Source organism: Parasaccharibacter sp. TMW2.1882, from assembly GCF_023337635.1.
Classification (GTDB): Bacteria; Pseudomonadota; Alphaproteobacteria; order Acetobacterales; family Acetobacteraceae; genus Bombella; species Bombella apis.
The window spans coordinates 1150827-1164119 of sequence record NZ_NWUT01000001.1 but is presented as its reverse complement, the minus strand read 5'-3'; the positions used below and the strand labels follow the sequence as shown (position 1 = coordinate 1164119).

At 60.3% G+C, this 13293-nt stretch carries 11 protein-coding genes and 1 tRNA gene; 4 read left to right on the top strand and 8 right to left on the bottom strand.

Translation table 11 applies throughout. The features are described 5' to 3' along the window. Positions 1-84 precede the first annotated feature (84 nt). Positions 85-402: a plasmid mobilization protein gene (locus CO583_RS05330; protein ID WP_248630808.1), complete on the top strand. Its 318-nt coding sequence runs from the start codon at positions 85-87 to the stop codon at positions 400-402. A gap of 1 nt (position 403) precedes the next feature. Next, positions 404-1810: a relaxase/mobilization nuclease domain-containing protein gene (locus CO583_RS05325; RefSeq protein ID WP_248630809.1), complete on the top strand. Its 1407-nt coding sequence runs from the start codon at positions 404-406 to the stop codon at positions 1808-1810. A gap of 348 nt (positions 1811-2158) precedes the next feature. Here CO583_RS05325 and CO583_RS05320 read toward each other — a convergent pair whose 3' ends face one another. The 7 genes from CO583_RS05320 to CO583_RS05290 all read right to left on the bottom strand — a co-directional run bounded on the left by CO583_RS05320 (position 2159) and on the right by CO583_RS05290 (position 10041). After that, positions 2159-3244: a site-specific integrase gene (locus CO583_RS05320; protein WP_248630810.1), complete on the bottom strand. Its 1086-nt coding sequence runs from the start codon at positions 3242-3244 to the stop codon at positions 2159-2161. A 128-nt stretch (positions 3245-3372) separates the two neighbouring features. Then, positions 3373-3448: transfer RNA gene (locus tag CO583_RS05315), tRNA-Glu, on the bottom strand. A 41-nt stretch (positions 3449-3489) separates the two neighbouring features. Beyond that, entirely contained in the window at positions 3490-5316 is a 1827-nt protein-coding gene (gene recJ, locus CO583_RS05310) for a single-stranded-DNA-specific exonuclease RecJ (protein ID WP_249103234.1), read from the bottom strand. A 17-nt stretch (positions 5317-5333) separates the two neighbouring features. Beyond that, a complete protein-coding gene (glpX, locus tag CO583_RS05305) occupies positions 5334-6338 on the bottom strand; it encodes a class II fructose-bisphosphatase (RefSeq protein ID WP_249086111.1) in 1005 nt (334 codons plus the stop codon). Then, the gene (locus CO583_RS05300; protein ID WP_248630812.1) at positions 6335-7669 is read right to left on the bottom strand and encodes a homoserine dehydrogenase; all 1335 of its coding nucleotides are present in this window, start codon (positions 7667-7669) and stop codon (positions 6335-6337) included. Before CO583_RS05300 ends, glpX begins: the two co-directional genes overlap by 4 nt. A gap of 57 nt (positions 7670-7726) precedes the next feature. Continuing rightward, positions 7727-8920, bottom strand: a complete 1194-nt coding sequence (locus CO583_RS05295) for an LL-diaminopimelate aminotransferase (RefSeq protein ID WP_249103207.1) — start codon at positions 8918-8920, stop codon at positions 7727-7729. 149 nt (positions 8921-9069) lie between these two features. Continuing rightward, complete coding sequence (locus CO583_RS05290; protein WP_154980894.1) at positions 9070-10041, bottom strand: hypothetical protein; 972 nt, start codon at positions 10039-10041, stop codon at positions 9070-9072. Positions 10042-10371: 330 nt separating this feature from the next. Between CO583_RS05290 and CO583_RS05285 the strand changes: the two genes are divergently transcribed. After that, positions 10372-10977, top strand: coding sequence for an ATP-dependent Clp protease proteolytic subunit (locus CO583_RS05285; protein ID WP_181005240.1), 606 nt, complete (start codon positions 10372-10374; stop codon positions 10975-10977). A gap of 26 nt (positions 10978-11003) precedes the next feature. Next, positions 11004-12023, top strand: coding sequence for a hypothetical protein (locus CO583_RS05280; protein WP_081562520.1), 1020 nt, complete (start codon positions 11004-11006; stop codon positions 12021-12023). A 120-nt stretch (positions 12024-12143) separates the two neighbouring features. Here CO583_RS05280 and recA read toward each other — a convergent pair whose 3' ends face one another. Next, positions 12144-13244 carry a recombinase RecA gene (gene recA / locus CO583_RS05275; RefSeq protein WP_052349241.1) on the bottom strand — a complete coding sequence of 367 codons (1101 nt, stop codon included), beginning with the start codon at positions 13242-13244 and terminating at the stop codon, positions 12144-12146. Positions 13245-13293: the final 49 nt, after the last annotated feature.

The window sequence follows — 13293 nt, the reverse complement described above, 5'->3', positions numbered from 1 at the left end:
ATCCCAATCCCAGCCTGTTTCCCGTTTTCGGAATCATGCACCGAAAGGTGGTATGATGGGCTGTCATCATGGGGAGTGATGACAATGACCAGCACCCGAAAAACATATAACGCCCATATCCGCCTGACGCGACAGGAGCATGAGCAGATTGCTGCCGCCAGCGGTGGGAACATGTCCCGCTGGTTCCGTGCTGTCGCCCTTGACGCCATGGCGAATGGTGGCCCCCATCTTCATGCCGATATGCTGGATATCCGCAACCAGTTGGCAGCACTTGGCAATAACCTGAACCAGTTGGCCCGACGGGTGAACGCAGGGGTGGCGGTAACAGGGCTTCAGGAGGCTGCGGATGAAGTCAGGGCCACGGCGCTCCGGGTGACAAAGGTGCTCCGGAAGGTCCGTTGACATGATCGTCAAGTCAACGCGCATCCGGGCGACCGCACGCAGCATGACTCAAATTGTCCGCCACCTTCTGGACAAGCCCGATGAAAATGAGGTCATCTACACGATTCGGGGATCACGGGCGGATGTAAGAATGGCGTTCGATGACGCCCGTGATTTTGGCCGGAAGAACGCGGTGGCCCACTTCATCCTTGCCAGTCAGGAAAAACTGGACCCACGGCAGGTTCGGGATGCCATTGCGATGATTGGCGAGGAATTCGGCTTTTCACGTGACGATGTGAAGCTGTGTGTCCGCCATCAGAAAAGCTGCCATGATGGGGAAAGCTGGAACCAGCATTTTTATCTTCTGGTGCAAATGGTGAATCCGGAGAATGGTCGTGTCATGGACATGTCGCACAGCTATGCGCGACAGGAAAAAATCGAACGCATTTTCGAGGTGAAGAACGGCCTGCGCCTGCTGAAAGGACGACATAACCGGGCCGTTCTGCAAGCCATTACCGACCCGACGATCCGGGACCGTCTGGCTGGTTTGGCCCAAGGCGGTCTGGATGGACATGCCTATACCGCGACGGCCAAGGAAACCGGCAAACGACTCGGTGTGAACAGGGCTGCGATCCGGCAGGAAGTCCGGACACTCTGGTCCCGGACAGATGGCTGGAAAGCCTTTCGCACCGCCATCGAGGAGCGGGGATGGCGCATCGGGCCGGGGATACGAAAACCGGCCTTCATCATCCTGACGGACGGTGAAGGCCGGATGCTGGGTTCCCTGTGCAGGCTACTGGGAATAAAAAAAGCGGAACTGGCATGGCGTATGTTGCCCGATGGCATCACTCCAGAAGCATCCGGCCCATCTTCCGGGAAACAACTGCCTGCGAAGGTGACGCGATCATCATCGGGAAGCAATCAGGCTGAAACGTTTGGCAGGCAGGGAACAACCACCCCGGTTACCCCACCATCAAAAGGGCACTGGCTCGACCCGGTCCGTGAGCAGATCATCTCCACCATGACTCTGAACCTGCAAGGCAAGTCAGAGGAATTCCGGCGTGCGGAAATTGCGACGGCGGAACGTGCAAAGGCGCAGGCAGATGCGATCACCCAGCAGCTGGCCGAGCAGAAGAAATTTTACAGGGATTTCTGCCGTATGATTGATGGACTGTTGGCATCGAAGCAGGCGGTCCTGCCACCAGCACCACAGATCAGGGCCATCGATGAGATTGCAGCGGAATGCGAGTCTAAAATCACCGGCGCATACACGGCATACCAGAAGGCGGATGAGTGGGGCTTCCTGAACCCATGGCGGATTCTACGCCGGCGGCAGTTGGATGCAGCGCTGAAGGCGTTGGGCTTTGACGCTCATGATATGAATGCCGCTACCGTCATCCGTAAAGGCCTGCCAGCGGCGATGACGTAAGTGGCGCAAGCCATACAGAGGCAGGAACGCAAGAAGCATCGGGAATGGGAACGGCATCCCGATGTCCAGGCGTATGAGGCTTTCAGGACTGATCTTCGCCAGCTTCAAAACAGGCTTCATGACGTTCCCGACAGCCGCCTTATGGAAATGGCGCTGAAAGACCCATCCGCCGCTATACGGGAAATGAAGCGGCAAGGCGTCACTAGGGCACAAAAACCAGATTACGGGGAATGAATATCTACCAGTCCAGCCCCGCAACCGTCGCCTAAACGGTCAAGGAAACCAAAGAACGGGATTTCGGACATTGAAATATGAAAGCCATGCAAGCACAGCTTTCATATCCCTTTTTTAGCGGGTTTGTTTTGCGGCTCGATCAGCCAGATCGGAAAGGTCAGGCTGGTAATACCGATCCAATGATTTCAAGTCGCGATGGCCCGTGATCCGCTTGAGGTCCATTGGGTTGGGAAACAGTTTTGCGAGGCGGGATGTCGCTTCATGGCGGAGGTCATGGAATGTCAGGTCATGAACTCCGAATTTTTTTATCTGTCGTCCGAACCGAAGGGAAAACGAGTCTTCTGATCCCACACCAAATACATGCGCCTCAGGATCAGGAACGGATGACCGCATCGCCAGCTTTTCCAGCAGGATCGATTTTGCACCGGGCATGAGGGGACGGATTTCCGGCCCCTGTACCTTGGCAGTTCGCATGTTCTTCGTTTGCAGCAGGCTGAGCAGGTTGCGCTTCATGTCAATATCACGCCAGCGCAAAGCCATGGCCTCTCCCCGCCGCGTGCCCTGTTCAATTGCAAAGCGCACAATCAGGACATCATCGGGATATTCCGTCTTGGACATGGCTTCCAGGATTAGGTCATATTCTTTCCCGATCAGGCGGCGATTGCGTTTTTTATCCGCGCCTTCCGGGCGTTTGACGATTTTGGCAGAGGCATTGTTGTCCATGTGGATATCCCACTCGGACACTGCGTGGCGAATGATGCTCGCGAGCAGGTTGAGGCGTTTGACGACCGTGCCTTTTGCAAAGCCCGTCTCAATCATCCGGTTACGAAATCCACGTACGTCAGCAGGTTTCCATTTGCCTGCCATGCAGGATGCCACAGGATTATCAAGGAGGGCAGGGATATGACCGATGCGGTCATTCTCCCTGTGGGCCATGCACTCATCCCGATAGCGCTCGATCAACTGACGGATCGGGATGCGGTCAATGGCAGAGGTATCACGAAACTGGCCCAGATCGATCTCGGCCCGTTTTTCATTGAGCCAGCGTCGAGCCAAAGCGGCTGAGGCGAATGTTTTGCGGATACGTTTGCCGTCCACCATTTTCCGGGCTTGGTACTGGCTGGGGCCACGATACCAGACACCTTTTGGCAGCGCTCTGCCCGTAGTGGGGTCGATATTCGTCTTTTGTGATTCGCTCACGAGAATCCCTGATATCACTGAGCCATCCCTGAGTGACGGAAACCGGTTTGGCTCAAAGTCCAACTAATTGGAAATCAGGAAAGTGTCTGTAATCAGCCAAGACCCGCAGTAAACTGCGGTAAAGTAGCTGGCGTCCCGTACGGGATTCGAACCCGTGTTGCCGCCGTGAAAGGGCGGTGTCCTAGGCCTCTAGACGAACGGGACTAAAGGCGTGAGGCGGTTAATAGGCAGGAACGGGGGTGGCGTCAAGCCCGTGCGGCATCAAAAATGAAAAAAGTAAGATTTTCCCGTTCCTGCCATGTTTCCAGACGCAGCTGCCCGGCTACATGCAGCAGGGGGCGGCTGCGATCTTCCAGAAGATCGGTGAAGTGTTTGTCCCCAGCCCGAAAGACCAGCCCCTTGATCCGGCTGTAGCCATCAGCATCCTGAAGAATGACACGCAGTGTGTTGCCATCCTGCCCGATCCGATCGGCCTTCACGCAGCGGACATCCCGTATGGCCAGCAGGGGTTCCTCATTGCCCGGCCCAAAGGGGGCCAGCAGGGCGATCTGTTGGGCCAGTGTGGGGGTAGCCCCCCTGATGGTGACGACACCATCCAGCAGCAGGTCATCCTGGGGGGGGAGGTGACGGGCCTCATCAAGGGCTTCATCCAGTCGGGCATGGAGGGCGGCGCAGTTTTCTTCTTTTACGGAGAATCCTGCCGCCATGGCGTGTCCTCCCCCCGTCAGGAGCAGGCCGGACTGATGGGCCTGGATGATGGCTGCTCCGATATCCAGACCCGTGACGGAACGGGCAGAGCCTTTCACCACACCATCCTTCAGGGCACCGACCAGAGCAGGACGGTTGAATCGTTCCTTCAGCCGCCCGGCCACGATGCCAACCACACCGGGGTGCCAGTCATCACCATGCAGGAAAATGACCGCATGACCGGCCTCAACCTGTTCCCGGGCCTGCTCGACAGCGGCATCCAGAATGTGGCTTTCCACGGTCTGGCGTTTGCGGTTGATGTCATCCAGTTCTTCAGCAATGGCCTGTGCTTCATGCTCGGACTGGCTGAGGAGCAGCCGCAGGCCCTGGTCAGCCCTGGCAATGCGTCCACCAGCATTGATGCGCGGCCCAAGGGCGAAGCCGCAGCTCATGGCGCTGGCATTGGCCTTGACCCCGGCCACATTGGCCAGGGCGGCCAGCCCGATCCGTTCACGGCGGTTCATGACCTTCAGCCCCTGTGCCACAAGAGCACGGTTGAGGCCCTGCAACGGCATGACATCGCAGATGGTGGCCAGAGCAGTGAGGTCCAGCAGGGCCATGGGGTCTGGGGCGTGATGGGTTTCAAACCATCCCTGCTGGCGCAGGGTGCGCTGGAGGGCCACGACTGTCAGGAAGGCAACGGCCGTGGCGCAGAGATGGCCCAGACCGGACTCGCAGTCCAGCCGGTTCGGATTCACGACCAGCCCTTTGGGCAGGCGCCGTCCATCCGGTTTGTGATGATCCAGAACGATCCGGTCGGCCTGCCCTTCAAAATGGTCCAGAACATCAATGGCCGCTGTGCCGCAGTCCACGCAGACAAGCAGGCTGGCGCCTTGATCCAGCAGGGATTGTAGCGCCGGAATATTGGGGCCATACCCTTCAGCCAGCCGGTCGGGGATGTGGGTGACGACATGGCAGCCCAGAGCCGTGAGTGTGGAGCTGAGCAGCGCCGTACCACAGGCCCCATCCACGTCATAATCGCCCAGAATGCCTATGGTTGCCCGAGCCTGTACGGCAGCTGCCAGCCGCAGGGCTGTGGCATCCATGTCCCGCAGGATGGAGGGGTTGGGCAAGGCATCACGCAGGCGGGGCCGCAGATAGGATTCCACCATTTCAGCCGAAATGCCCCGCCCGGCCAGAATGCGGGCAGCCAGTTCGGAGACGTCCATCTTCTGGGCGAGGGCCAGCGCAAGCCGGTTGTCCGTTTCAGCTAGGACAGGATGCCGCCAGACCCAGCGGCGCAGCCCCGCACTGCGCTGGACATTCAGGACAAGGGCGGGAGTGACCCGGGTATCAGGTTCTGGCTGGGACGTCGTCTGGAGCATAAGGGCGGAGGAGTGGCTCAAACCTTGTGGGGGTCGAAATGGTGGTAAGTCTCCATGTAACGGATTGTACCGCTTTCTGAGCGCATCATGACGGAATGGGTACGGATGTAATTGTCGGAGGGATATTCAATGCCCCGTAGCAGGTCGCCTGCTGTCACGCCCGTAGCGCAGAAGAAGACCGGTCCGGCCGCCATGTCTGTCAGGCTGAGGGCCTGTGTGGGGTCGAGGTCGGGGCGGATCATGCGGCGGGTGCGGGTAATCTGCGCTTCATTCTCGAAGAGCAGACGGCCCTGCATCTGTCCGTTCATGCAGCGTATGGCGGCAGCGGCCAGAACGCCTTCCGGTGCGCCTCCGCTACCGGCGTAGATGTCCACGCCACTGCCAGGCAGGCAGGTGGCAATCACGGCGGCCACGTCACCATCGCTGAGCAGGCGGACACGGGCACCGGCTTCCCGTGCCTTGGCAACGAGCTCCTCATGGCGCTCACGTTCCAGCGCACAGAGGACCAGATCGCTGACATCACATTTTTTTGCCTGCGCAAGGCTGGCAAGATTCTGGCCTATGGAGGCGTCAATATCCACCACGCCTTCTGGCAGGCCGGGACCTACGGCAATTTTCTGCATGTAGATGTCAGGAGCATGGAGGAAGCAGCCTTTTTGTGCCAGAGCCACCACCGTGATGGCATTGGGCAGACTGCGGGCGCAGAGATTGGTGCCCTCCAGTGGATCCACGGCAATGTCCATTTCCGGTCCGCCACAGCCCACTTTTTCACCGATATACAGCATGGGGGCTTCATCCATTTCCCCCTCGCCAATGGTGACGGTGCCATCGATGGCAACCGTATCAAAGGCTTTCCGCATGGCCTCAACAGCGGCACCATCTGCCGCATTCTTGTTGCCACGACCGGTCCAGCGGGCGGAGGCAATGGCGGCGGCCTCGGTCACACGGGCCAGGTCCAGCCCCAGATTGCGGCCCGTGACCCGATATTCATGGGGAACGTGATGGGGCTGTTTGGCTGTCATGGCAGGTCTTCCACTTTCAGGGCCAGTGGAGTGCCTTTTATCAGGGGCATTTCCTCAAGGAGGGGCAGGATGCGGTTGATCCCGCCCAGCGTGACAGGCCCTGTCAGCAGGATGAGCTGTGCGTCGCCCTTCTGTGATGTGTGATGGTGTCCTTTCTCCACGGCAACATCTTCATTGCCGAGGACGGTGCGGATGTCTTCCAGAGCCGTTTCTGCCTCCACGGAGCCCTCCAGCGTGATGCGGAGATAGAAGCGGCTGACCAGGCCCTCCACCGGTTCGCAGGGAATGGGAGCCTGTTCATCCACCCGGCCCCAGAGAGGCAGGCCATGACCACGGGCCAGGTCGATCACGTCGGCCATGACGGCATCGGCCGTGGGGCCTTCCCCGGCACCCTGCCCGGAGATGGTGATGGGACCACTGAAGGGGCCTTCTGTCGTCAGGGCGTTATAGACGCCATTGACCTGCGCCAGCCCGGACCGTGCCGGGATGAGGCAGGGCTGCACCCAGGCTTCCACACGGTCTTCCGGCAGGCGTCGGGCCACGCCCAGCATCTTGATGGCATAGCCCAGCTTGCGGGCCTGATGGATGTCATCTGTGGTGATGCGCCGCATCCCGCTGACAGCCAGACTGTCAAAAACGATCGGGCGGAAGGCGATGGCTGTCAGGATGCTCAGCTTGTGGGCAGCGTCCCAGCCATCAATGTCGGCAGAGGGATCGGCCTCGGCATAACCCTTGTCCTGGGCCTCTTTCAGCACATCCTCGAAGGCACGGCCTGTTTCGGCCATTTCGGTGAGGATGAAGTTGCTTGTCCCATTGAGGATACCGCCCAGACGGGTCAGGGCATCAGCCGCCACACCTTCCCGGACTACCTTGATGGCCGGGATGCCACCTGCCACGGCGGCCTCGAACAGGAGAGGAGCTCCATGCTGGTGGCTGAGATGGGCCAGCTCTTCTGCATGGCGGGCGACCAGCGCCTTGTTGGCCGTCACGACGGCCTTGCCTGCCTTCAGGGCTTCTGTCACCAGCGTGTGGGCTGTTCCTTCGGCCCCGCCCATCAGTTCGACAACAACGTCCACATTCGGGTCATTGGCCAGAGCCACGGGGTCGTCATGCCAGTGGAGGCCGGAAAGGTCGATCCCACGGTCCCGCGTACGGTTACGGGCGCTGACGGCCACGACCTCGATGCTGCGGCCGGTGCGGTGGCGCAGCAGGTCTGCATGTTCACGCAGCAGACGGATGACGCCCGTACCCACTGTCCCGAGGCCGGCAATGCCCAGCCGGAGCGGGGATGTGACGGAGGATGAGGCAGTGTTGCGATGTACGGAAGTCATGAGAGGCGGTTTCCTGTCAGGCTGTGGCCCTGCATGGAGGCAGGGCCGGGTGTGGCATTATGGTTTGAGGGCGCTGTGCTGGTTCATGAAGTTTTTGATGGACCGTGTGGCCTGGCGGAGGCGCTGGTTGTTCTCCACCAGCCCGATACGGACAAAGCCATCCCCGTGTTCCCCGAAGCCCAGCCCCGGCGCCACGGCAACCTTGGCTTCCTTCAGAAGGAGCTTGGAAAATTCCACGCTGCCCATGTGGGCGAACTGGGGAGGAATCGGAGCCCAGGCGAACATGGAGCCTTCCGGTGTCGGAACATTCCACCCTGCTGCATGGAGGCCACGTATGAGCACGTCACGCCGGTCCTTGTAGAGCAGACGCATGTTCTCCACATAATCCTGCGGACCGTTCAGGGCGGCGGTGGCTGCAACCTGCACCGGTGTGAACGCTCCATAATCCAGATAGGACTTGATGCGTGTCAGCGCCTGGATGAGGCGGGGATTGCCAGCCGCAAAGCCGATTCGCCACCCCGCCATGGAATAGGTCTTGGACATGGAGGTGAACTCCACGGCAATGTCCTTGGCCCCTTCAATGGAGAGAATGGAGGGCGGGGGCTCATCCCCGAAGTAGAGCTCTGAATAGGCGAGATCGGACAAGACCCAGATGTTTTCTCTCCGGGTGAATTTGACAATCTCCCTGTAGAACTCCTTCGAGGCGAGATAGGCCGTCGGGTTGGAGGGGAAATTGATGATGAGCGCCGTCGGCTTGGGGACAGAGTGGCGCACGGCCCGGTACAGGGCCTCCAGCATGGCATCATCTGGCGAGGCCGGAACGGAGCGGACAGAGGCCCCGGCAATGATGAAGCCGAACTGGTGGATGGGGTAGGACGGGTTGGGGACCAGAATGGTATCGCCGGGGCTCGTGATGGCGGAGGCCAGATTGGCCAGCCCTTCCTTGGAGCCGAGCGTGGCGATGATTTCCGTTTCCGGGTCCAGCTTCACGCCAAAGCGGCGTTCGTAATAGGCGGCCTGCGCTTTTCGGAGGCCGGGAATCCCACGGCTGACGGAGTAGCCATGCACACGGGGATTGCGCAGCGTTTCTGCCAGCTTGTCGATGACATGCTGGGGGGGCGGGCTGTCCGGGTTGCCCATGCCGAGGTCCACAATATCCTCTCCGGCGGCACGCGCGGCGGCCTTGGCCTTGTTGACTTCGGCAAAGACATAAGGCGGCAGGCGGCGGATCTTGTGGAACTCTTCGGTCATGATACTCAATCAGTCAGATGGAAGGGAGCCGGGCTGGCTCCCGGGAAACGGGCATCCCATGTTTCATGAGGCTGGTCAGTCCGGCAAGGGGGGACCAGCAGAAAAGACGGAATTTTTACCTGGTTCGTGCCTCTATGGTCCTGCGGCCTTCAGTGGGCGGGGGCAGTTCCGGCCCTGATGTTCTTTTCGTAAGAGACACGCACGCCATCGCCGATGGCCTCCCCTGTCAGGCGCATGTCGTCATGCGGCACGCCGAGGCTGGCCAGACGCTGGGCAACGGCCCGGGCCCGGAGCAGGGCCAGACCGATTTCATGCGTCTGTTCATCAGGAGAAAGGCCGCTTTGGGCGCTCAGGGTCGTGCCGAAGCCCCGGATGAGCAGGAGATGACGGTGTCGCTGGGCTACGATCTGGTTGAACGTGTCTGTCTGGTCTCCATCCAGATGGTCGGTATCGGCCTGGAAACGCACCAGAGCCCCGACCGGTGTGGCGGTATCGAAATCCGGTATGACGGGCAGAACCGTGCTGGGGAGTGAAAAGCCGGGGAAAAGCAGAGGCTTTGGCGGCTGGCCGGGGTCCGGCAGGTGGATGGGCAGCGCATGGGTGACGGGCTGGTAGATCAGGCTGGAGCCACTGCCTGCCGGGCCGGTGGACCTGTCCTGACGGATGATGGCCGGATGGCTGGCAGCAAGCCCGTTGCTCTGGCTTTCCAGCGTCATGGAACCGCCATTCTGGGGCTGGGGTGGTGGCGGGTTCATCATGCCGATGGGCAGGGCCCCGCCAGCAGCGGAAATGCGCTGGGAGTAGTTGCGATCCCGCTCCAGACGAGTCGTGATCATCGCCCGGGCATCGGCACTTGGGAATTCCGGCCGGGTGGTGGGGATGAGGGCGATGTTGGGGGCGGGCCTGTCATAACCCGGCGTGGGGGGGCGCAGCCGTCTGATCTCCCCGCCCATGATGTCGTGTGCGATGTCCCGTGTGGTGTCGATGGCATCACGGTGCTGGCAGCCTGCGGTGAAGGCAGGCAGGGCCAGCAGGCAGAGCCCGAACTGGAAGAGGCCGGCACCCCGTGTGAGGGTGGTGGAAATGGAACGGAAAGAACGGGTGAAAAGGCTGGGTGTCATGGTCCGGCGTGCAACAGGGCGGAAGGGGCAGGGCCAAAACAGGAAAGCCCCGGAATGAAAGGGTGGGGAGGCAGGATATGTGTCTCTTCCCTCGGACGCAATTCCTTACTGGGGAAGAAAGGGAGAAAAAGGGTCCTGATTCGATCATGGGAAATGATGAAAAAGCTGCAAGAAAGCGTCGTTTTAAGGCTTGGCAGAGAGGTCAAGCAGGGGCAGGATAGCGGCATGATGACATATGATGAATGCCACACCCATGATGTTGCCCGCCTGCGGGCTTCTGCCTCTTCTGGAGAGGATGTCCGCCATGGCACCGCCACGGTGCGTCCCCGCATGGAGGACGAGCCGGATGGGCCTCCGGAGGACGAGAAAAAGTCCGGTCCGGCCCCGGAGGTGGAGCGCCACCTCTTCGAGCAGCGCAAGGTGCTGATCTTCGGTGGAGTGAATGACCGCATGGCCCGTGACATTACGGGCAGGCTGCTGGCTCTGGCTGGGGAATCGGACAGGCCGATTGATGTTTACGTCAATTCTCCCGGCGGCCACGTGGAGAGTGGCGATACCATCCATGACATGATCCGCTTTGTGGATTCTGTTGCTCCGGTCAACATCATCGGTACGGGCTGGGTGGCGTCTGCCGGTGCGCTGATTTTTGCGGCGGGGCGTCCGGAGCGGCGTCTGTGTCTTCCCAATACCCGGTTCCTGCTGCACCAGCCGATGGGCGGCGTGCGGGGCCCGGCGACCGATATTGATATCGAGGCCCGCGAGATCATCAAGATGCGTGAACGTCTGAACAGGCTTTTCGCGCGTGAAACGGGACAGCCCTACGAGAAAGTGGCCCGTGATACGGACCGCAACTACTGGATGTCGGCGAAGGAGGCGGTTGAGTACGGGCTTGTTGGCCGCATCATTTCTTCGGCAGCCGATCTCGAACAGGCCTGAGTCCCAGCAAGGAAAGGAGCCTTATCGTGAGCGATGCATATAAAGCGGACGGGAAGAGCTCTCTGGCGGATATTTATTCCCATCTGCCGGACAGCCCATCCGAAAAAACGCTGGAGCAGGTGGACTACGATGCCCGCCACTGGAGCAGCCCGGTCAAAGGGCCGCTGAAGCCGGGTACCCCGGAGCACAAGAAGGCCATGGCCGACATGTTCCGGGAGACGTTCAACCCCTACAAGCCGTCAGTCATCCCCTGGCCGAAGCTGGACCCGGAGACGCTGCACCGCATCACCTCCCTGCCGATCTGGGATATCGCCGTGCAGACCGAAGGCAAGGCCCGCCTGCGCATGGCTGCCTATGCCGACATGCTGGACGACCCGGATGTGAAGGACGCCATTGCCCGTAATGCATGGGAAGAGAACCGCCACAAGGAGGTTCTGGCCCGCATGGTGGAGCATTACGGTATTCCGCTTGCCCCGGAAGACCCTTACATTGAGCCGCGGGACACGGAATGGGCCTATCTGGTGACGGGTTTCTCCGAGTGCTGGGACAGCTTCTTCGCCTTCGGTCTGTTTTCTCTGGCCGAGAAGGCCGGCCTGTTCCCGATGGAGCTGATCGAGACATTCGAGCCTGTCATGCAGGAGGAGTGTCGCCACATCCTGCTGTTTGCCAACTGGCTGGCTTATCATCGTGCCGTCATGCCGCTCTGGCGCCGTCCGTGGTTCGAGATGCGGGTGATCGGTGTGCTGTTCTTCCTGCTTTATGAGCGTCTGAGCCTCGTCCGCAGCTTTGATGATGATGGTGTGGAGCATACGCAGGACAACAATTTCACCGTGACCGGTGCCCAGAGCATGACGGACAAGAAGGTGGATTTTGTTGAGCTGATGGAGCTGTGCCTCAAGGAGAACGAGCGCCGCTTTGCAGGGTATGACCCCCGCCTGCTGCGCCCGCAGATGGCACCGTTTGCGGCCCGCATGGCCCTGCGCGGTGTCAAGCTGTGGCGTCGCCTGCGTGGTCAGAAGGATGGTGATGCCCATCAGGCTGCCTGAGGGGTAGTGCCAGTTCTTGGGACTGGATGGAAAAAAGCCCCGCTCCAATATGCTGGAGCGGGGCTTTTTGCATGAGGCGTTCTTTTGTCCCCCGCTGCTGGGGGACAAAAGGACCTTCCGTCAGCTTTTGCGGCGGTTGCCGGTGCTGGTGCTGTCCAGCGGCAGCTCGTTGGATGAATCCGTATCATCCTCTGCCGACTCACCAACCATCATGTCTTCAGCGATGATGCCAGCATCCTGCCGGACTCGTTTTTCAATTTCCGCAGCCATTTCAGGATGCTCACGCAGATACTGCTTTGCATTTTCCCGGCCCTGGCCGATGCGGGTGCTGTCGTAAGAGAACCAGGCGCCAGATTTCTCCACCACATTGGCCTTTACGCCAAGGTCCAGCAGCTCGCCCATTTTGCTGACGCCTTCGCCATACATGATGTCGAATTCCACCTGCCGGAAAGGGGGGGCCATCTTGTTCTTGACGACCTTCACCCGTGTCTGGTTGCCCACGACCTCGTCCTTGTCCTTCACGGAGCCGATGCGGCGGATGTCCAGGCGGATGGAGGAATAGAATTTCAGGGCGTTGCCGCCTGTCGTGGTTTCCGGATTGCCGAACATCACGCCAATCTTCATGCGGATCTGGTTCAGGAAGATGATGGTGGTGTTGGAGCGGGAAACGGAGCCTGTCAGCTTGCGCAGGGCCTGGCTCATCAGGCGGGCATGGAGGCCGACATGGCTGTCCCCCATTTCCCCTTCCAGCTCGGCCTTGGGCACGAGGGCAGCGACAGAGTCCACGACCAGAATGTCGATGGCCCCGGAGCGGACGAGCGTATCAGCAATTTCCAGAGCCTGTTCCCCGGCATCTGGCTGGCTGAGCAGCAGATTGTCGATGTCCACCCCCAGCTTGCGGGCATAAATGGGGTCCAGCGCATGTTCAGCATCAATGAAGGCAGCCGTACCGCCCTTTTTTTGCGCCTCAGCCACGGCGTGGAGAGCCAGCGTGGTCTTGCCGGAGCTCTCCGGGCCATAAATCTCGATGATGCGGCCCCGTGGCAGCCCACCGATGCCCAGCCCGATATCCAGTCCCAGCGACCCGGTGGAAATGACATCCACCTGCTCCTTGGGCCGCTGGCCCAGCCGCATGATGGACCCTTTGCCGAAGGAGCGTTCGATCTGGCTGAGAGCGCCATCCAGCGCTTTGCTTCTTTCTGCGTTCTTGTCTGCTGACATGAAGACCTCGTGACTGACAGGCCCCGGATGATGGGGCAGGGAGTGGTGG

Bases quoted from the DNA above. Each gene is read 5' to 3' on its own strand.
- CO583_RS05330 (WP_248630808.1), top strand. From the start codon at position 85: ATGACCAGCACCCGAAAAACATATAACGCCCATATCCGCCTGACGCGA.
- CO583_RS05325 (WP_248630809.1), top strand. From the start codon at position 404: ATGATCGTCAAGTCAACGCGCATCCGGGCGACCGCACGCAGCATGACT.
- recJ (WP_249103234.1), bottom strand. From the start codon at position 5,316: ATGCTCCAGACGACGTCCCAGCCAGAACCTGATACCCGGGTCACTCCC.
- glpX (WP_249086111.1), bottom strand. From the start codon at position 6,338: ATGACAGCCAAACAGCCCCATCACGTTCCCCATGAATATCGGGTCACG.
- CO583_RS05300 (WP_248630812.1), bottom strand. From the start codon at position 7,669: ATGACTTCCGTACATCGCAACACTGCCTCATCCTCCGTCACATCCCCG.
- CO583_RS05295 (WP_249103207.1), bottom strand. From the start codon at position 8,920: ATGACCGAAGAGTTCCACAAGATCCGCCGCCTGCCGCCTTATGTCTTT.
- CO583_RS05290 (WP_154980894.1), bottom strand. From the start codon at position 10,041: ATGACACCCAGCCTTTTCACCCGTTCTTTCCGTTCCATTTCCACCACC.
- CO583_RS05285 (WP_181005240.1), top strand. From the start codon at position 10,372: ATGGAGGACGAGCCGGATGGGCCTCCGGAGGACGAGAAAAAGTCCGGT.
- recA (WP_052349241.1), bottom strand. From the start codon at position 13,244: ATGTCAGCAGACAAGAACGCAGAAAGAAGCAAAGCGCTGGATGGCGCT.